The 20,488-nt window shown below is 54.5% G+C and carries 16 protein-coding genes; 5 read left to right on the top strand and 11 right to left on the bottom strand.

What is annotated here, in order from left to right; all coding sequences use genetic code 11:
- Positions 1 to 150: 150 nt before the first annotated feature.
- From ACWAU4_RS02780 to ACWAU4_RS02750, 7 genes are all read right to left on the bottom strand, one after another.
- A complete protein-coding gene (locus tag ACWAU4_RS02780) occupies positions 151 to 1,131 on the bottom strand; it encodes an IS5-like element ISEc68 family transposase (protein ID WP_151532535.1) in 981 nt (326 codons plus the stop codon).
- A gap of 24 nt (positions 1,132 to 1,155) precedes the next feature.
- Entirely contained in the window at positions 1,156 to 1,644 is a 489-nt protein-coding gene (locus ACWAU4_RS02775) for an N-carbamoyl-L-amino acid amidohydrolase (RefSeq protein ID WP_454290447.1), read from the bottom strand.
- Positions 1,645 to 1,757: 113 nt separating this feature from the next.
- Positions 1,758 to 3,212 (bottom strand): MBL fold metallo-hydrolase RNA specificity domain-containing protein, encoded by a 1,455-nt coding sequence (locus ACWAU4_RS02770; RefSeq protein ID WP_025009305.1) that lies wholly within the window; start codon positions 3,210 to 3,212, stop codon positions 1,758 to 1,760.
- A 123-nt stretch (positions 3,213 to 3,335) separates the two neighbouring features.
- On the bottom strand, positions 3,336 to 4,580 hold the full coding sequence (arsJ, locus tag ACWAU4_RS02765; protein WP_144160369.1) for an organoarsenical effux MFS transporter ArsJ: 1,245 nt from the start codon (positions 4,578 to 4,580) through the stop codon (positions 3,336 to 3,338).
- An 11-nt stretch (positions 4,581 to 4,591) separates the two neighbouring features.
- On the bottom strand, positions 4,592 to 5,605 hold the full coding sequence (locus ACWAU4_RS02760) for an ArsJ-associated glyceraldehyde-3-phosphate dehydrogenase (RefSeq protein WP_208125462.1): 1,014 nt from the start codon (positions 5,603 to 5,605) through the stop codon (positions 4,592 to 4,594).
- Between the two features lie 31 nt (positions 5,606 to 5,636).
- Positions 5,637 to 6,641: an ACR3 family arsenite efflux transporter gene (gene arsB, locus ACWAU4_RS02755; protein ID WP_144131855.1), complete on the bottom strand. Its 1,005-nt coding sequence runs from the start codon at positions 6,639 to 6,641 to the stop codon at positions 5,637 to 5,639.
- Positions 6,642 to 6,706: 65 nt separating this feature from the next.
- Complete coding sequence (locus ACWAU4_RS02750) at positions 6,707 to 7,042, bottom strand: ArsR/SmtB family transcription factor (protein ID WP_028779633.1); 336 nt, start codon at positions 7,040 to 7,042, stop codon at positions 6,707 to 6,709.
- Positions 7,043 to 7,822: 780 nt separating this feature from the next.
- Here ACWAU4_RS02750 and putP point away from each other — a divergent pair.
- The 5 genes from putP to ACWAU4_RS02725 all read left to right on the top strand — a co-directional run bounded on the left by putP (position 7,823) and on the right by ACWAU4_RS02725 (position 15,980).
- Complete coding sequence (gene putP / locus ACWAU4_RS02745) at positions 7,823 to 9,319, top strand: sodium/proline symporter PutP (protein ID WP_044733612.1); 1,497 nt, start codon at positions 7,823 to 7,825, stop codon at positions 9,317 to 9,319.
- Between the two features lie 105 nt (positions 9,320 to 9,424).
- On the top strand, positions 9,425 to 10,567 hold the full coding sequence (proB, locus tag ACWAU4_RS02740; protein WP_093982026.1) for a glutamate 5-kinase: 1,143 nt from the start codon (positions 9,425 to 9,427) through the stop codon (positions 10,565 to 10,567).
- A 46-nt stretch (positions 10,568 to 10,613) separates the two neighbouring features.
- Positions 10,614 to 11,861: a glutamate-5-semialdehyde dehydrogenase gene (locus ACWAU4_RS02735; protein ID WP_044733610.1), complete on the top strand. Its 1,248-nt coding sequence runs from the start codon at positions 10,614 to 10,616 to the stop codon at positions 11,859 to 11,861.
- Between the two features lie 2,360 nt (positions 11,862 to 14,221).
- Entirely contained in the window at positions 14,222 to 15,325 is a 1,104-nt protein-coding gene (locus ACWAU4_RS02730; RefSeq protein ID WP_144220393.1) for a phosphoribosylaminoimidazolesuccinocarboxamide synthase, read from the top strand.
- Between the two features lie 196 nt (positions 15,326 to 15,521).
- Positions 15,522 to 15,980, top strand: a complete 459-nt coding sequence (locus ACWAU4_RS02725; protein ID WP_109247263.1) for a universal stress protein — start codon at positions 15,522 to 15,524, stop codon at positions 15,978 to 15,980.
- A 10-nt stretch (positions 15,981 to 15,990) separates the two neighbouring features.
- Here ACWAU4_RS02725 and ACWAU4_RS02720 read toward each other — a convergent pair whose 3' ends face one another.
- The 4 genes from ACWAU4_RS02720 to nosD all read right to left on the bottom strand — a co-directional run bounded on the left by ACWAU4_RS02720 (position 15,991) and on the right by nosD (position 20,484).
- The gene (locus ACWAU4_RS02720; RefSeq protein ID WP_025009298.1) at positions 15,991 to 17,271 is read right to left on the bottom strand and encodes a winged helix-turn-helix domain-containing protein; all 1,281 of its coding nucleotides are present in this window, start codon (positions 17,269 to 17,271) and stop codon (positions 15,991 to 15,993) included.
- A 171-nt stretch (positions 17,272 to 17,442) separates the two neighbouring features.
- Entirely contained in the window at positions 17,443 to 18,282 is an 840-nt protein-coding gene (locus ACWAU4_RS02715; protein WP_208125461.1) for an ABC transporter permease subunit, read from the bottom strand.
- Entirely contained in the window at positions 18,282 to 19,193 is a 912-nt protein-coding gene (locus ACWAU4_RS02710; protein WP_208125460.1) for an ATP-binding cassette domain-containing protein, read from the bottom strand. The genes ACWAU4_RS02715 and ACWAU4_RS02710 overlap by 1 nt, the downstream gene beginning before the upstream one ends.
- A complete protein-coding gene (gene nosD / locus ACWAU4_RS02705; RefSeq protein ID WP_454290446.1) occupies positions 19,180 to 20,484 on the bottom strand; it encodes a nitrous oxide reductase family maturation protein NosD in 1,305 nt (434 codons plus the stop codon). Before nosD ends, ACWAU4_RS02710 begins: the two co-directional genes overlap by 14 nt.
- Positions 20,485 to 20,488: the final 4 nt, after the last annotated feature.

Below are 20,488 nucleotides of genomic sequence, written 5' to 3'. Positions count from 1 at the left end.
AGGGAAGCTGCGATTAAGTGGTTCGCAGCTCCCAATATGACGCCCCAAACCGTCCTTTATCGACGTCCTGTGGCTCAATTTTCCAATTTTCAGCCCAAAATCGTCTCTTCGTGGCTGATTTTGGCCCTGTTTCAGGCCAATTTCCTCATTTCAGGTAGATCTCGCCTGTGCCCGTATCAATTGGTCAACTCGAACCAGGTTCGCCAGGGTGAATAACATCGCCAGTTGACTGTCATTTTTAGCCAGCCCCTTGTACCTGGCTTTGACGAAACCAAACTGACATTTTACTATCCGAAATGGATGCTCAACCTTCGCTCGGATACTCGCTTTCAGGTATTCGTAACGGATGGCCAGCTTGTTCTTGCGCGGGTGTTGCTTCAATGCATTCACTTTGCCGGGACGCTTGGCGATAAGCCAGTCTGCGCTGACATCGCTGAGCTCATCGCGCTTTTCGGCCCCCTGATAACCAGCATCGGCTGAGATAAATTCTTCATCGCCATGCAGTAACTTGCCAACCTGATTGAGGTCGTGCTCGTTAGCCGCCGTGGTCACCAGACTGTGGGTCAGGCCACTTTTGGCGTCCACGCCAATGTGCGCTTTCATGCCGAAGTACCACTGGTTACCTTTCTTGGTCTGGTGCATGTCTTCATCACGGCTATTGTGTTTGTTTTTGGTAGAGCTGGGGGCTTGAATGATGGTGGCATCCACCAAGGTGCCCTGGGTCATTAGAACGCCACACTCTGCTAGCCAGTGATTAACGGTACTGAAGATTTTGCGGGCCAGTTCATGCTGCTCCAGCAAATGCCGGAAATTCATGATGGTAGTGCGGTCTGGAATGGCTTTATCCAGTGACAGGCGAGCAAATTGGCGCATGGAGGCGATTTCATAGAGGGCATCTTCCATGGCCTCATCGCTCAGGTTGTACCATTGCTGCATGCAGTGAATACGCAGCATGGTTTCCAGCGGATAGGGCCTGCGACCATTACCGGCCTTGGGATACACAGGCTCGATAACGCCAAGTAATTTGTCCCAGGGAAGCAAGTTATCCATTCTGCCAAGGAAGATTTCTTTGCGGGTCTGGCGGCGTTTACTGGAAAACTCACTGTCGGCAAAAGTCAGTTGCTGGCTCATCCGGTTACTCATTCAGGGTTCAGGTTACAACACGATGATCTCATATCTCGGACTTATTCGCACCTTCCCTAGTAGACTCATGGTTCCGGCTATCCACCAACGAGTTTCCTTTTTATGGGCAATTTCGCTTGAGTGAAGGTTAATGGCAGTGGTTACCAATGTTGATATATCAGAGTTACTCAAAGGGTTCCTTGAAATGCGTGCTTTCTTTTCAGAACATAGCCCCCGAAACTCTTCTCTTGATATTTTTTCTTCTTTATCAATATCATATAATTTTTGATAATTCCTGCGCCAAACAAGAGATGCCTTAGTTCTAGTTTGATCCAAACGAAAAAATTCAGGATGTTGCTCAAATATCCTTTTCCAATATTCTCCCTGACTTTCATCGCCAGATATACGATCAGCCCAACCAGAAAACTCCAACTTGTAAAACTTATATGTTCCCATAACCTGTATTGCGGCTATGACATCAGCTAGACGATTTTTATTATCAATGTACGGGGTATTACTCATATTGCTTTACTTTGTCCCACTTAAGGTTAATTCTCTTTTGATTCAACGTCATAGCGCTCGACCTACTATAGGGAATGAACCGAAAAGTTAAGTTTATGACTTCCCACTAAAATTTAGCCCACAACCCAGCTCAGTTCGGGTAAACGGCTGAGATCCAGCTTGTCGCCTTCGGTCGCTATGGCCGAGGCCTGGGGTCTGGGTTTGGGCTGCACGCCGTCGGCATGTTCCAGCACACTCAGGAGTTGCCGCTGGGCATCCGGCTCACCGTGAACCAGAATGAGTGGCGGCGCGCCCTCAAACTCACGGTACCAGCGCAGCAGTTCGGCCTGATCCGCATGGGCCGACAACCCGCCGACTGTGTGAATTCTGGCGGCGACGTTCACCGAGTTGCCGTTGATGGTGAGCTCACTGGCACCATCGACCAACAGCCGCCCCGGGGTTCCCAGTGCCTGAAAACCACAGATGATAATGTCGCACTCGGGCCGCCACAGGTTGTGTTCCAGATGACAGCGGATACGACCGCCGTTACACATGCCGCTGCCGGCAATAATAATAAGCCCCTGGTGTACGTCGTTGAGTTCCATCGACTCTTCGGTACTTTGGATAAACTCTATTCCAGACAGCAGCGGGTGCTGCCCGGGGTGTTGATGCACGAAACGCTTGAAGTCCTCGTCCATCAAGGGATAGTTATTGATATACACCTTGGTGGCCTCTATGGCCATGGGGCTGTCGAGGCAGATTTTCCAGCGTGACAGATCCCACTCCCCAGCATAGAGGTGAAACAGATACAAAAGCTCCTGCGCCCGGCCAACCGAAAAGGCAGGGATCAGGATATTGCCGCGGCTCTCACTGATGGCTGTAGCGAAGATCCCCTTGAGTTCTTCCAGGGTCGCCTCCCAACTACGGTGCAACCTGTCGCCATAGGTACTTTCCATCAGCACCAGATCGGCCTGCTGGATCAGCGTCGGGTCTCTCAGAATCGGCATACCGGCGCGGCCGAGATCGCCACTGAACACCAGTTTTTTCTGGGTGTTGCCATCATTGATCCACAGCTCCAGTAGCGCCGAACCCAGAATATGGCCGGCATCACTCAGACACAGGGTCACACCGGGAATGGGATCCAGCTTGGTGCCATAGTCCAGTGGAATAAAGCGGGTCAGTGCCAGTTCGACATCTTCTTCGGTGAACAGCGGCTCTATGGGCTCGAGATCTTGCTTGGCACGTTTGCGGTTCTGCCGCTCGGCATCACGCTGCTGCAGCATGGCGGCATCCTTGAGCATGATGGCGCACAGCTCCATGGTGGCCTTATGGGTATAGATGGGGCCGCTAAAACCCTGCTTCACCAGCAAGGGCAAGCGCCCCGAATGGTCAATATGAGCGTGGCTCAACACCACGGCAGTCAGGGATTCAGGAGCAAAGGGAAAGGCTTCATGGTTACGCAGTTCATCCTGCCGCCCTCCCTGAATAAGACCACAATCCAACAGCAAGCTTTCGCCGTTGACCCGCAACAGATGGCAGGAACCTGTGACTTCTTGGGTGGCGCCCCAAAACTGCAAACTCATGGACATGACACTTCCCTCTTTGAAACAATTCGGCCAATACAGCTGCGGAAAAACTCTGCCGCACCTTCCCTAAGCCTATGCCCTTATGGAAAAAAGTGACACTCCCTTATAGTCTAATTTTGCAGTGGATCATTGCGCCTCATGCTCTTCCGGCAGACCACGGGAGATAACCAATGTCAGCAGTAACATGGCGCTGGAAACCCAGAGACAAGCCTCCAGCCCCCACCACTGAAACAGCGCACCGGAAAGCACTGTGCCCAGCAAACGCCCGGCGGCGTTGGCCATATAGTAGAACCCCACATCCAGGGATACCCCATCCTCACGGGCATAACTGACAATCAGAAAACTGTGCAGCGAAGAGTTCACCGCAAACAAGGCGCCGAACAGCAACAGGCCACCGATAAGCCAGATGTGCGAGTATTGGCTGCCAAGCCCAAGGGCGATAAGAGCAGGCACCAGGGTGAGCAAGCCGCACCAGAAGAGCGCCGCCGCCCGTCCCGGCAAGGCCGAGCCTTTATGCTTGCCGGCTGTCTTGCCGTCAGTCCTAGAGGTCAGCCTGGGTGCCAGGGCCTGCACCAAGCCATAGGCGATAATCCAGCCGGCCAGAAAGCCCCCCACCTGCCAGTGATCCCAGCCAAATTGGCTGGCCAGATACACGGGCAAGGCCACCACAAACCAGATATCCCTGGCGGCAAACAGAAACAGCCTGGCCGCAGAGAGAATGTTCACTGCCCGGCTCTTGGAAAAAAGCTCACTGAACTTGGGCTTATTCTTGGCCTGGCCCAGTTCCGCCTTGAGAAACAGCAGCGAGCTCAGCCACACCAAGGTCAAAACAGCGGCCATGGCGGCAATGGCACCGGCAAACCCCAGCAGGCTAAGCAGGGCGCCGCCGAGGAAGAAACCTATCCCTTTGAGGGCGTTCTTGGAACCGGTCAGCAACGCCACATAGCGATACAGGGTCTGCCCCGCTTGGGCCGCATCCTTGGGTACCAGGGTCTTGATGGCACTCTTGGCACTCATCTTGTTGAGATCTTTGGCAATCCCCGACAGCGCCTGGGCCGCCATTACCCAGGGAATGGTCAGCCAGGCCTGAGGCACCAACAGCATGGCCAGCGCCACTATCTGCAGCCCAAGGCCGATATTCATGGTGCGGTTGAGCCCCAAACGGGCACCGAGCCAGCCGCCCAACAGATTGGTGACCACACCGAAAAACTCATAGAAGAGAAACAGCATGGCAATGGCCAGCGCACCGTAACCCAACTGATAGAAATAGAGCACCACCAGCATGCGTAGCGCACCATCTGTCAGGGTAAAGGCCCAGTAGTTGCCGGTGATCAGCAGATATTGGCGCAGCGCCGGACTCATTTCAGCCATGGTGTTGTCCTTCAGGCATCCCGGTCCAAACGGCCCACCATCAGTGCCAACTCAGCGGTGCGATTGGCATAACCCCATTCGTTGTCATACCAGCAGTAGAGTTTGAGCTGAGTGCCGTTGATCACCATGGTGGACAGCCCATCCACTATGCAGGAGCGGGGATCTGTCTTGTAGTCCACCGACACCAGCGGCCGCGACTCGAAGCCGAGAATGCCCTTGAGCTCAGTCTCGGCCGCCTGTTGCAGCAAGTCGTTGACCTGTTGCTCTGTCACTGTTTGCTCCAGTTCAAACACACAGTCGGTCAGTGAGGCGTTGGCCAGTGGCACCCTGACCGCATGGCCGTTGAGGCGGCCTTTCAGCTCAGGGAAGATATGGGTAATGGCGGTGGCACTGCCTGTGGTGGTCGGGATCAGGCTCTGGCCACAGGCGCGGGCTCGGCGCAGATCCTTATGGGGCGCATCCAATATGGTCTGGGTATTGGTGATGTCGTGGATAGTGGTCATGGAGCCATGACGAATGCCGAAGTTCTCATGGATGACCTTGACCACAGGCGCCAGACAATTGGTGGTACAGGATGCGGCTGTCACTATCGGATGCCTGGCCGAGTCGTAACTCTGATGATTCACCCCCATCACCAGATTGGCGACGCCGTCCTCTTTCACAGGCGCTGTCACCACCACCCGTTTCACCCCTTGATCAAGATAGGCTTGCAGCAGCGCCTTGGTTTTCATCTTGCCCGAGGCTTCGATCACCAGATCGCATTGAGACCAATCGCTGTCTGCAATGGCCTGATTGCGACTGGTCGCTATCCGCCGCCCGGCTATGACTATGGCACTGCCCTCATGCTTGACTGGGTGCGACCAACGGCCATGAACAGAGTCAAACTCCAACAGATGCGCCAGGGTGGCGGCATCGCCGGCAGGGTCGTTGATCTGCACAAATTCGAGTTCCGGCCAATCCCAGGCAGCCCTCAAGGCCAGCCGTCCCATGCGGCCAAAGCCGTTAATTCCCACCTTTATTGTCATCTCAATTCTCCATTGATTTGTTGGCCGCAGGTCAATTACCACGGCGGCGATTGGCAAATGCCACCAGGGATAGCATCACAGGCACTTCCACCAGTACCCCGACGACTGTGGCCAGCGCCGCTCCCGAGTGCAGACCAAAGAGGGAGATAGCCACGGCAACCGCCAGTTCGAAAAAGTTGGATGCCCCTATCATGCAGGCCGGAGCGGCTATGTTGTGGGGCAGGCGCAAACGCTTCGCCAACCACCAGGTCAGCAGGAAAATACCGTAAGTCTGCAGTAACAGTGGAATGGCTATCAGCACAATATTTTGCGGCTGGGCCACTATGGTTTCGGCTTGCAATGCAAACAGCAATACCACAGTCAGCAGCAGCCCCAATATCGACCAGGGCTTGAGTCTGGACAGCAAGGCCGTAATCGCCTCTGGCCGGCTATTGAGGTGTTTGCGTGTCCAGATCCCCGCCAATAGAGGCAGCAACACGTACAAAGCCACTGATAGAATCAAGGTTTCCCATGGCACCTGAATATCACTCACCCCCAGCAGCAGGGCCGACAGGGGGGCGAAGGCAAAAATCATGATCACATCATTGACCGATACCTGCACCAGAGTGTAGTTGGCATCGCCCCGGGTCAGTTGACTCCAGACAAACACCATGGCGGTACAAGGAGCGACTCCGAGAAGGATCATCCCGGCGATATACTCCTGCGCCGTTTGCGGCTCCACCCAAGGGGCAAATAGAAAACGGAAAAAGAGCCAGCCGAGCAGCGCCATGGTAAAAGGCTTCACCAACCAGTTTATCACCAGCGTCAGCAGCAATCCCTTGGGATTTCGGCCAACATCCTTGATAGCGGAAAAGTCAATTTGCACCATCATGGGATAGATCATCACCCAGATAAGTACGGCAATCACCAGATTGACATGGGCGTATTCCAGCGCCGCCACCGCGGCAAATACATTAGGCGCCAGATAACCCAGTGCTATCCCAGCTAAAATACACAACCCTACCCACAGGCTGAGCCAACGTTCAAAAATTCCCATACATCCCCCTCTCCGGTCCCCCGGCGGTTAACTTCCGGCGCTCAAGTGATAGATTCCGGCCGTTTTCAACAGCAAGCTTGCGGCCTCGAGGCCATGGCCTCCAGCCGAGTCAGCTCATCAGCAATAAAGCCAGGGTTGGCCGTCAGTGTGTCCCGCAGCAACTGCTCGCACCAGGGTGCCAGCTCGGGGCTGAGACGATAAAACACCCATTGGCCCCGGCGTCTGTCCTGCAGCAGCCCCTGAGTTCGCAGCTGCGCCAAATGACGGGAGATCTTCGGTTGACTCAAGGCCAGGGCCTCAGTCAACTCGCAGACACAAAGCTCTCCCTGCTGCAGGATCAACAGCAGACTGCGCAGCCGGGTTTCATCGGCCAAGGCTTTGAAAAAAATGGTTAGTTCCATGATAAATGCCACTCCTTAAGGCCAATGATCGGCCTGCCATACATCTGCCAATTTCAGTTGGTCACTCAAATAAGCACCTTCAGCAATCTGGAGAATATATGGATAAACAGATATATGATAAATCATATATAAACACGCCTATAGTTCAAGCGCTATTTTGAGGAGTTTGTCGGGTTGGAATTGGAGATCTGCCCCAGGGGTTACACGGGTTTGCAGTGGTTCGCTTGGCAGAAGCCGACGCTATCGTAAATTAATTTTAAACCCTAATTATTTCCGGTTTATTTCAGAACCAAATCAGAAAATTGTTATAGCTCAAATATAGAACCTATCGCCTACCTTATAATTGTATTCAATATATTAAAAATTGAGAAAACTAAAAAAACTACAAAATAAACAACTGATTTAAATGAAAATAATCATTTAAATCCAGTTTAAAACCTAGTATTCAACTCAGATATAAACTTGATCATTTTCTGATAAACATGAATAATATCGTTCGAACAAAAACCATTTGAACACTAATCAATAGGTTGGTTAGCCTTCAAGTGGTTTTTCGCTAGCCCAACTTCAGATGAAACTTAAGGAAGGAGAATCACGATGAATGCCAACAGCTCACAGGAGTCTGACAGTCATCTTTCACGCTACCAAATCAGCCTCAGAGATAAAGCCAAGTACCTGATCCAATTAGGGTGTTTCTGGCTCGTACTCTCAACCTACCTGTACCCATTCTGCAAACAAAAACTCAATCAAGCCTTCACTGGCAATAACGGGCACTAATCTATGGATTATTCGAGTTATATCTCTTTGGCCATCTACTTTGTGGTCATGCTGGCGATAGGCCTGTTTGCCTATCGCAATTCTACCGATGATATTTCGGGCTACATTCTCGGCGGCCGTCAGGTCAGCCCTCAGGTCACGGCGCTGTCGGCCGGCGCTTCCGATATGAGTGGTTGGATGCTGATGGGTCTGCCGGGCGCCATGTTTGTTATCGGCTTCGACACCATCTGGATTGCGCTTGGCCTGCTTATCGGCGCTTGGTTCAACTATCTGCTGGTAGCGCCCAGGCTCAGGGTTTATACCCAGGAAGCAGATGACGCCCTGACACTGCCGGACTTTTTCAGCAAGCGCTTCGAGAAGAAAAACGGCTCGGTGCGGATGATTTCTGCAGCGGTGATCATACTCTTCTTTACTCTCTACACCTCTGCCGGTCTGGTCGCCGGGGGCAAACTGTTTGAATCCGCCTTCGGCCTGAGTTACCAGCTAGGCCTGGTGATCACTGTTTCAGTGGTGGTGGCCTACACCCTGCTGGGGGGCTTTCTGGCCGTCAGTATGACCGACTTTGTGCAGGGCTGTATTATGTTTGTCGCCTTGGTGATGGTGCCTATAGTGGCTTTTCAGGAGTTCAACAATGGCACTGAGATGATGGCGCAGGCCAATCACACCATAGTGCCTCTGTCTGAATCTGTGGAGAAAATGAGCCTGCTGGCGATTGTTTCCAGCATGGCCTGGGGACTGGGTTATTTCGGTCAACCACATATCATAGTGCGCTTTATGGCCATTCGTTCGGTGAAAGATATCAAGACGGCCCGCAACATAGGCATGAGCTGGATGTTGGTGACCATACTCGGCGCCCTGGCCACAGGCCTTATCGGTGTCGCCTATGTCAACAAGTTCCACCCTGGGCTGCAGGACCCGGAAACCATCTTTATTCTGTTCTCGGAAATTCTGTTCCACCCTCTGGTGAGTGGCTTCCTGCTGGCGGCGATTCTGGCGGCCATCATGAGCACCATCTCCTCACAGTTGCTGGTGTCATCCAGTTCGCTGACAGAGGATGTCTACCGCGCCGTGTTCCACAAGGACATAGACGAGAAGAAGCTGGTTAACATAGGTCGCCTCGGGGTGTTTGCCGTTGCTGCCGTGGCCACTTTACTGGCACTGGACAGCGACAGCAGCATATTGTCACTGGTGAGTAACGCCTGGGCCGGTTTCGGTGCCGCCTTCGGGCCACTGGTGCTGTTCAGTCTGTTCTGGTCGAAGATGACCCACTCGGGTGCCGTCGCCGGTATCCTCACCGGCGCCATCACTGTGCTGCTGTGGATCCTGCTGCCTGTCTTGCCCGATGGCAAGACACTCTCCAGCGTGATCTACGAGATAGTTCCCGGCTTTATCATAAGCTCCACGGCCATAGTGCTGGTCAGCCACTTTAGCCAGGATCCCTCACACTCAGTGCAGAAGACCTTCCACGCTACCCGGGAAAAGCTGCAGCAGGTCGGCTGATAGCTGGACATTACAAATCCCGTTATAGACCCGGTGGCAGACGCCGGGTCTAGCTTCAATCCCCAATCCGCTTCGAAGTAACACCTCAAACAGGTTAAGGAAGTTATGAATAAGCAACCAAGGCAACGAATTGTTTTAAAAGTCGGCAGCGCCCTGATTGCCCCTGACAGACAGGGCTGTAGCTCGCGCTATCTGCTGGCCATAGCCCAATTCATTGTGCGCTGCCGCGCTAAAGGCATTCAGACCATACTGGTTTCTTCCGGCTCAATTGCCGCCGGAGCCCACAGATTTCCGCTCAAACCTGGCAGTGAAGCCAATAGCCCTGAGGCCCAGGTGGTACTGAAAAAAGCCATGGCCGCCGCCGGGCAGACTGAGATGATGGCGACCTGGGATAAGTTTTTCGACTTTCCCACGGCGCAAATTCTGCTGACCCATGGCGATCTGCGCGACAGAGAGCGTTACCTGTCGATTAGGGAAACCGTGTTTACCCTGCTGGATCACGACATACTGCCGATCCTCAACGAAAACGATACCGTCACCACAGATGCACTCAAGGTGGGTGACAACGATAACCTGTCAGCCATGGTGGCAGCCGCGGCCGACGCTGATACCTTAGTGATCTGCTCGGATATTGATGGCCTCTATAACAAGAACCCGCATCTGCACAGCGATGCCGAGCTACTGCCCGAGGTCAATAAAATCGATGCCGCCATCTATGCCATGGCCGGCGGCAGTCACAGCGATGTCGGCACCGGCGGCATGCGCACCAAGATAGAAGCGGCGGAAAAGGCCAGCTCCCACGGCATTGATACCTATATAGTCAACGGCTTCAAAGAGGAGAGCTTTAATGCCCTGTTGTCGGGTCGCAATCCCGGCACCCTGTTCCGGGCATCCGAAACTCCGTTGCAGGAGCGGATGCATTGGCTGACCCACACTGTCAGGGCTCAAGGGGAAGTGATAGTCGCCGCCGATGAGGAGATGGACAGCGCCAAGAATTGCGCCGAGCTTTCCAGCAATGAAGTACTTGAGGTCAAGGGCAACTTTGCCGCCGGCGATACCATACTGCTGCGCAGCGACGACGGCACCCGTCTGGCCAAGGCCCGCAGCAACTACAGCAGCAGCCTGCTGAGTTTTATCGCCGAGCAGGAAGACCCTGAACTGGCCGACAGCTTCACCGACAGCCTGGGCGGCATAGTCTCGGAAAAAGATATCGCCCTACTCAGTAAAACGCCGCAACTGGAGAAATAGCAGCGGCCCGCCACCAGAGTAGCGCAACGAACAAAGGAGGACCCAAATGAGTCTGATAACCACACTGGCAAGCTCAGCGGCCAAGGCGGCCAGGGAGCTGGCACTCATAGATACCCAAACCAAAAATCAGGTGCTGAAAGCGATGGCCCGGGCGCTTCTCGCTGAAAATGACAATATTCTCAAGGCCAATGAGGAAGATCTCCTTGCGGCCCGCAGCGCAGGTCTCAGCGAAGCCATGCTCGACCGTCTGACCCTGACGCCAGAGCGGATCGCCGCCATGGCCAGTGGCATTGACACCATAGTCGAGCTGGACGATCCCGTGGGGCAGCGCCGCGAGCTGGGCCGCCGTCCCAACGGTATTCAGATAAGCAAGCTCAGAGTGCCGCTCGGGGTGGTCTGTATGATCTATGAGGCGCGCCCCAATGTGACCGCGGATGCCGCAGCGCTGTGTTTCAAATCGGGCAACGCGGTAATACTGCGCGGCGGTAAAGAGGCGCTCAACTCCAGCCTGGCGATAGCCAAAGTGCTGCACAAAGTACTGCAGGAGTTCAAACTGCCAACCGCACTGATATCCGTGGTGCCGGATCCCGACCGCGCCTTGATGCTGGAACTGTTGCAGCAGCGCGACTACATCGACCTGGTGATCCCAAGAGGCGGCGAAGGCCTGATCAACTTTGTCAGCGACAACTCTAAAATCCCGGTTATCCAGCACTTTAAAGGCGTTTGTCACCTCTATGTCGACAGAGATGCCGATGTGGAAAAGGCGCTCAACCTGCTGCTCAACGGCAAGACCCAGCGCACCGGCGTCTGTAATGCCCTGGAAGGCCTGTTGGTACACAAGGATATCGCCAAAGTATGGCTGCCTATCGCCGCTCAGGCCTTGGCCGACAAGGGGGTGAAGATCAATGCCGATGAGAAGGCGGCGCCCTTCTTCGACCAGGCCACTGTGCTGACGGAAGAGGAGTTCGGCCAGGAATACCTGAGCCTGGAAATCGCCGTACGCCAGGTCGATTCGCTGGCGGATGCCATGAAGCATATCGCCCGCTTCGGCAGCCACCATACCGAGGTGATCTGCACCGAAAGCCAGCAAGCGGCGCAACAGTTTCAGCAAGGGGTCGATGCCTCTGTGGTGATGGTCAACGCCTCATCGCGCTTCAGCGACGGCAGCGAGCTTGGGCTTGGTGCCGAAATCGGTATCGCCACCACCAAGCTGCATGCCTACGGCCCCATGGGACTGGAGTCATTGACCACGGAGAAATTCCTGGTCAATGGCACAGGTCAGACACGCGACTGAGGAAGGGTTTGGCAATAGCGGGGCTTACTGCCAAACCGCTATTGCCCACCACCTAGAGTGCGGATGCTGGAAGCCCGGATGCCGTGAATGACAGGATGTCCGAGAACGGCCTTTCGCACAGGCGATCCTGTGACACGGCGTGAATACGTCCCTGTAGCCTCGACGAAAACATCCCTGTTTTCGACGGTCACAGTCCCGCCTATGCCTGGAAAATAGGCGTATGTCTGCAAACTCTTCAGATATTTCAAGCTACTCCATTCTCACAGAATGCACCGATTCCCGCTCGAAGCGGCCGCAGGGCGTTGATGACAATCGCGTAGCGAGGCATGGATGCCGAAGCAGCGCCAGTCGAATCAGGGATGAGCGTCTGGCGCGATAGCGAATTGACATCATAAGCACAAGGGGTTTTCCGCTGCGTCGCGGGTCGCTGGGGGTTTGGAAAGGGGGCGAGTCGATACAGCCCCCTTTCCTCGGGTGTGGGGCGAAGCTCCACGACTTTAGGCCGCTGGTACAGCGGCTATCATAGCTTCCAGCTAAGAGTATCTAAGTTAGTATTGGCCGAGCTTCCGGCGACGGATGTTACTCATTGCCTGCCGCAGGCTTATGCACAGGCGATCCTGTGACTCGGCGTGAATACGTCCCTGTAGCCTCGACGAAAACATCCTTGTTTTCGACGGTCACAGTCCCGCCTGTGCCTGGAAGATAGGCGTATGTCTGCAGCTCAAAACAACTCTGTGTGGGAAGAATTGCACCAATTCCCCCTTCGGAGCCGCCGCGGGCGTTGTTGCAAATTGGCGTAACCGAGACAGGGATGTCGAGGCTCGAAGGTCGAGCAAGGATGCGAGTCCTGAGTGTAGCCAATGTGCTTCATAAGCCAGCGGGGATTTCGGCTACGTCGGGGGTGTCCTTGGGGATGCAAGGGGCTTTGGACAAGCAAAGCCCCTTGCCCGGTGTGGTTTGGCGAGAGTTGCGTAGCAACGTGCTTTCGAGTACTGACGTTATGCTTGGATGCACTTGCTCCACGACTTTAGGCCGCTGGCACAGCAGCTAGCATTGCTTTCAGCTCAAAATAGCCAAATAACATAGATTGAACTTCCAGCAACGGATGTCTCCCATTGCCTGCCGCAGGCTTATGCACAGGCGATCCTGTGACACGGCGTGAATACGTCCATGTAGCCTCGACGAAAACATCCCTGTTTTCGACGGTCACAGTCCCGCCTATGCCTGGAAAATAGGCGTATGTCTGCAAACTCTTCAGATATTTCAAGCTACTCCATTCTCACAGAATGCACCGATTCCCGCTCGAAGCGGCCGCAGGGCGTTGATGACTATCGCGTAGCGAGGCATGGCCGTTCACGGGCGTCCTGCCCTTCACGGCATTGGGACTCCTGTCCGGCAGATGCCCACTCAGCGCCAGTCGAATCAGGGGCGAGTGTCGCCTAGCGACGAGCTAACGAGCGCGAAACAGGATGTTGAGCTGGGTCAGAGTCACATGGATGTGACTCTGAGCGTCTGGCGCGATAGCGAATTGACATCATAAGCACAAGGGGTTTTCCGCTGCGTCGCGGGTCGCTGGGGGTTTGGAAAGGGGGCGAGTCGATACAGCCCCTTTCCTCGGGTGTGGGGCGAAGCTCCACGACTTTAGGCCGCTGGCACAGCGGCTATCATGACTTCCAGCTAAAAGTCGCTAATTAGTATTGGCCGAGCTTCTGAACCATGATGCAGGCCATCACCTGCGGTGCGCTTTTCGCACAGGCGATCCTGTAACACGGCGTGAATACATATATGGAGTGTATGCCGACATTTTTCTGGAACAAATGAGGTAGTCGCCTCGACGAAAACATCTGACCTACATGGACGTAGGAAATGCCGAATTTGTCAGGAACAGAATTCGGCCTTGTTTTCGACGGTCACAGTCCCACCAATGCCTGGAAAAGAGGTGTATGTCTGTAGGTATACAAGCAATTTCAAGCAGCGCTATGATTGCAGAATTGCACCAATTCCCCTCGGTGTAGCCGGCAGCCATTGGCGCATAATAAGGCGGCAGAAACATGGATGCCGAATCAGCGCCCAAGCTCCCTGGGTTCAACCTCATTAGTCTCTATCGCGAACAGAGTTTTGCTCCAGTAAACAAAGCCTCCCCGTGGCAAAAGGTTGTGACTGAGGTAAAATAGCCCATCTTTTGTCGGCGGCATCTCATACTGGTATGACTCCACAGCGGCTCTACCTCTCAAGCACAGCCTTTTCTGCTGCTTGCTGCTGCCCCGCCGCCGGCTCGCATTCTCCCGGAAACAGGCAGATAACAATAACCCCGCCTGCCGGACTTAGCCTTAAACCCTACACCCAGAGGAATACTCGTCATGAGTCTTGCTGATTCCGTTCTAGCCGTAAACAATGATTTGCCTATCCGCACCGACAAGCCGGTTCACAGCGGAAAAGTGCGCAGTGTCTACTGGTTGACCGAGGCCGACAGCGCCAGATTGATCCGCGAAAAGGGCTATGATGTGCCCGCCGATACTCCGCTGGCGATCATGGTGATCTCGGATCGTATCTCCGCCTTCGATTGCATCTTCCACGGCGAAGATGGCCTCAAAGGGATCCCGGGCAAAGGGGCGGCGCTCAACGCCATCTCCAACCACTGGTTCAGCCTGTTCAAGGAAAAGGGGCTGGCCGACAGCCATATTCTCGACATTCCCCATCCCTTCGTGTGGATAGTGCAAAAGGCTCGCCCGATAAAGGTGGAAGCCATTATTCGCCGCTATATTACCGGCTCCATGTGGCGCGCCTATCAAAAGGGTGAGCGAGTATTTTGCGGCATCACGCTGCCGGAGGGATTGCAAAAGGACCAGCAGCTACCCGAGTTACTGATCACCCCATCGACCAAGGGCATACTCAAGGGGATCCCCGGGGTACCGGAGCAGGATGATGTCAACATCAGCCGCGCAGATATCGAAGCCAACTTCGAGGCCTTCGGCTTTGAAAAGCCTGAAGATATCGATCTGTACGAAAAGCTGCTCAAGCAGGGATTCGAAGTCATTTCCGAGGCGCTGGCACAGCAAGATCAGATCTTTGTCGATACCAAGTTCGAATTTGGCTATGTCACTGACAAACAAGGCCAGTCCAAGCTTATCTATATGGATGAAGTGGGAACCCCAGACTCTTCACGTATTTGGGATGGCAGCGCCTACCGTGACGGCAAGATCCTCGAGAACTCCAAAGAAGGCTTCCGTCAGTTCCTGCTCAACCACTTCCCGGATCCGGATATCCTGTTGAACAAGGATAGAATGCCGGAACGTGAAGCCCTGGCCCGCGACAACGACCTGCCACTGGAGGCCATGATGAATGTCTCGCGTACCTACACAGGTATTGCCGAGAAAGTCACCGGAGCCAAGATCACTCTCTCGGATAATCCCAAGGCAGAAATCATCCGGGTACTCAAGGAACAATACGGCCTGGTGGACTAAGGCATTCTGCCGCGGCTGCGACTCAGGCAGTTTCCCGTTAAGCATAAAGCCCCGTCCGGGGCTTTATTCGTTCAATGACAGGGATTTTAGCCGAATCGGCACCTGCGAATATCTCCCCTGAACGCCAAATTTGTACCTTGCCAAGGCTGGCTTAAACTTAAAGAAGTGGCCAAGGCCGAGTAAAAGGAGATGCATCATGCGTACCCGACAAATCCTCTGTCCGGTCGACTTCTCTGAAGAATCCGAACACGCCCTGGAATATGCCATAGAGTTGGCGGCGCTCTATAAGGTAAAGCTGAGGCTGCTGCATGTGATCAGCAAGGCCTATGGCGAAGACATTACCACTCTGCCCCATCACGAAGAGAACTTCGGCATAGTGGCCGTGACCCCAGTGCAGCTACAGCAACATATGCAGGCCTACGCCTCGGAGAAAATCCACGCCCTGCTGCAACAATTGCATCCAGAGCAGCAACTCGAGGTGCTTATCCGTCGCGGCAGCGCTGCCGGCCAGATCCTCGAAGAAGCCGAGAGCGCCAATGTCGGCATGATAGTTGTGGGTTGTCATCAACGCACTGCGCTGGCCCATTGGCTGCTGCCCAGCGTCACCGAAGAGATTATCAACAAGGCCAAGTGCCCTGTGATGGTAGTTAAGTAGCCTTATCGGCTCAGAGCTTCACTTCACTGTAGGTGGTCCAGGCCAGTAAATTACCCATCTGCGGCACTATCCAAACGGCTGTCTTGTGATCCTGATAGACCCGGAAGTAGTAGATCTCCTCATCACGGATATCGTCTTTACGGATCTCGCGGTAGAAGTGCATCGCCGAGTCACTGACATTGTCCGGCTTGGTGAGTTCTTTCTGGTTCACTTTCACCTGGAACACATCCACCGGGGTGCCGGAAATCTCGGTGCGGTACTGGTGAAAATAGCCCCGCAGTTGATATTTTATCGGTGTGGTAAGGCAGTCTTGATCGGTAACGCAGGCCGATGAATAAAACTGCCCCGAGTCTTTACTGTCGTAAACCAGCGATAGGCTGAGATCGGTACGCACCAAGAGCTCATCGGCGACCGGGAAATAGATATCCGCATGGTAGTTGTGCTCCACCAACTCGGCATTGTCTACCGCCGGCGGCAAAATAATGCGGTTGTAGCGGATCCGCCGCTCCATCTCCTGGCTCAGGGGCACAAACTCCTTCATGCTGAGACCGGCAGGTTTCGGATCTATGGCGGTGATATTGATGATGCCATCGCCGTCACAGCCGGTTTCATCGGCACTGGGACAGATGGCAAAAGAGTAATTACGGCCATCCGAGGCGGCATAAGCGCTGAAATGCTTCAATCCGGGGATAAGATTTCCCTCAGGCGCCAGATGCTTTTGCCACATGGAAGGATGCAGCTGCTTGGCCTCATCACTGTAAAACAACTGCGCCGAGGCCAGCGTGCCTCCCACATTCAAGGGTAACTGCTTATCGGCACGCCAATGGCTCACCTGTTTGACCATTTCGTGATAGTCACTGTAGTACCAGAAGAAGCCCACCAGCCCCAACAGCAATAAAATACCCAGGAGTTTTATTTTCAGAGACACACTCACCAAGGCAGTGCGGATGGCTTCACCATCTGAGATGGCCAGCATATGCACATGGGACTGTTCGGAAATATTCAGCTGATAGCCACGGCGGGCAACCGTCTTGAGTTGAATTTCGGGATAGGGTTCCAGTTTCTTTCTGAGAATACTGATGCATTGGGTCAGTGAGGTCAGCGCCACCACCCGCTCCGGCCAACCTACAGCCAGCAACTCATCTTTTCCAAACACGTTTCCCGGGGCAGACAACAGGTGTGACAATACCTGAGCCTCAGAAAACGACAGGACGATTTCTGAACCATCGCGTTGATCCAGCAAGTGTTTTGCCTTGGTATCCAACGCCAAATAGGGAGTCAGCTGTTGCATTGGCACTCCGAAAAGTCACTCCAGAAGATTTGACTGCCCCATTCACGGGGGCTTGAGGATAGGTTATAAGTTTAACCTGAGTGCAACAGTCAGAATGTGATACTTATATCAATTAACAATTTGTTTTCGTTAAATAAAAACTATCTAATACAGCAAGCTCCAATAGCTGATTCACAGCGGCCGGCGCTGAAAACTGTAGCGGCACAGCCAAGATAACAACAACAGCCAACCAAAGAGTATTCCCAGTAACCAGGGCCAGGTCGGCACACCACTGGCCAAGCCCAGAAAACTTTGATTGAGCAAGCGAAACACACTGGCCGGGTTCAGCAACATCAGCCACTGCAATCCCGACTGCCCAAGGGTATCGGCCGCAACCACGGCCAATACCAGCAAGGCCAGATCATAGAGCAGCACCAGCAGCAGCCAAAGCAGCATCAGCAGCGCCAGTGCCTGAGCTTTCTGTTTGACCTGCATGCTGACCCAGTAGCCTAAAAGCATAAACACCAACCCGAGCAACCAGGCGCTGGCCAGCAAGAGGGCAAGGGCCGAGGGCAACTCGACGCTACGGTATTCCTGAGCCAATACCGGCAATAACCCCAAAGGCAAGCCAAACCCCAGCAGCAAAGCCAGCAGCAGGGCGCCGCCCTGCCCCATCAGCTTGCCGGCCAGCCACTGACTGCGGCTCAAGGGGTAGGTCAATAACAATAACAGGGTGCCGGCTTCGGCCTCCCCCACCACGGCATCGAAACTCAATAGCAGCGCCAGCAGCGGTACCAGAAAGACACTTAAGGTTAAAAGAGAGTTGAACAACTGCGGCAGCGCCTGCCAACGAAACTCACCGCCTAAGGCCCCGGCGCCGAAAATAACCGCAGCCGCCAACAGGGCAAACAAACAGCAAGCCGTTTGCAGCCAGCGGCTCCGCAGGCAATCTTTGAACTCCTTGACGGCAACGATAAACAACGGATTAGGCCGCTGGGATGTCAATGCTTCATTTTCTCTGACCAGTTGCATCAGGCGGCCTCCCCGAATCTTTTGGGCGCGACATTCCGGCGATTTGAGTCAAGCGGTGCCATAAAATGATGAAACAGCTCACCGAGCGAGGCCGGAGGCAACTGAAAGTCAAAGCAGCGGTACTGCTCCGTCAGTACCGCTATCGCCTCCGGCACGCTGGCCTTAGCCAGTTTCAACCGGCCAGCGGAAAAGCTCGGCCCCAGCACGGGATCGCCACTGAGGTCCAGCCGGGATGGCAACTGGATCTCCTGTGGTAAGTCAGCCTCTTGCCTCAGGTTATCCAGGCTTCCCAGCGCCCGCATCCGGCCATTTGCCAGCATGAGAGCCAAGTCAAGATGCGGCTCAACCAAAGCCAGTTCATGGGTGCAAACCACTATGGTACAGCCCCGCTGTTTCAGCGCCGCCAATTGGGCATACATGAGCGCCGAGGCCGAGGGGTCCAGGCCCACTGTCGGTTCATCGAGCAACAGTAATCTGGGGCGGCTCAGTAGCGCCTGCGCCAACCCAAGTCGCTGTCTCTGGCCCTTGGAACACTGCCCTAACCTGCGTTTTACCAAACCGTCCAGTTCAAACTCAACCAGCAGCTCTTTGACCCTGGTCGCACCTATGCCCTTGAGCCCGGCGAAATAATTCAACAGTTCGCCCAAGGGCATATTGTCGTAGAAGCTGACGTTCTCCGGCAGATAACCCACCTGCATTGGGCTTTCACCTGCGGCCTTGCCGAGAATCTTCAGCTCGCCACCGGCGGGTTTCAGCAGCCCCAGCAGCAGTTTGATCAGGGTCGATTTGCCGGCACCATTATGGCCCAGCAATGCCAGCAACTTACCCTGGGGCAGCTGCAAGCTGATATCCTCCAGCACAGGCCTGTCGCCACGGACATAGGCCAGTTGCCGACAATCAATGCTGGGCATAGCGGGTCTCCTCGTCACTCTGTTGCGAATTGGTTTTCATCTCTTGTTTCGGCCTAATATCAATGGGCTGCAACAAAGGAAAACTGTCGCGAACACCTATATCCTCGGCCAGTGCCAGTTGGCGCTGCAGCCAGCGCAGCAAGAGCACCACAGGGCTGTCCATCAACCATCTGGCCTCGGGGTAAAGCCAAAACAGCCTGTCCAGGGCATCGTTGGGCTGATAGGGGGTATCGCCTATGCCATCACCATCGAGATCCCAGCCCTGATAGCTGCTCCAATAGTTGCCCTGTCCCAGAAGGCTCCACTCCTGCGACTTGCTGCCGACATAACGCACCTGAGTCAGATTGTTTTCTATGTTGTTGCGCCACAGACTATTGCCCTCACCGCCCAGGGCAACACTGATACCGGTATCGCTGTCACTGAAATGGTTATGGCTGATGCGGTTGTCGGCGGCGCCGTAGATAAACAGCCCCTTGCCTTCACTGGCGATGGCGGGATCGCCCTTGGGGTTGTGAATAGCCGTTACCCGGTTATGGTGCACCTCGCTCTGCTGAGTCACATTGAGCAAGATACCAAAATCGATTGCGGCGCTGACTTGGTTGTGTTCCAAGGTGATCCCCTTGGAGCTCATCAGTGCATAGCCGCCCTGTAGCCACTTGGCGCGGTTGTTCCAGGCGCTGTCATTGCGGGTATACATATAGTGAATGCCATATTGCTGGCGGCTGAATTGATTGTGGCTGACCCGGCTGGCGTCGACGTTTTCCAGATAGATACCGTCGCGCACCGAAGCTATCTGATTGTGGTGCAGCTCGGGGGCCTCAACATATTTGAGAAAGATGCCGTCACCTCTGTCCAGCAGATAACGCCTGTCGTCACCGCTTATACGGCAGTATTCCACTTCCGGGCGTTTGAGCTGCTCGCCATGAATGCCAAATCCAGGCCCCGACAGCTCAAGCTGCAGCAGGCGGACATCATCGGCCCCCGGCAGCAGACGCACCCCGGAATCATGTTCATAAAGATCGCCGCCCCAGTTACGTATCTCAAGCCCCTGCAGGCGCACGCCGGCGGCCTTGATAGTCACGGCGCTGCCTTTACCGCCGGCATCGATTATGGTGCCTGGCTCACCGACAATGGCGATAGCCTTGTCGATCACCAGCGGCCCCAAATACTCGGCGGCAGAGAGAGTCAGCACCTCGCCTTCACTCAGTGCATCTATGCGTGCCTGCAGCGGGCTTTGGCCGCCAAGGCAGCCAAAAGAGAGCAGCATCAGCGCCAGCAGGGTGCGTAACATCTGT

This window comes from Shewanella sp. FeAMO (assembly GCF_053653955.1).
The sequence above is the reverse complement of the archived record's forward strand: the minus strand, read 5'-3'. Positions and strand labels throughout refer to the sequence as shown.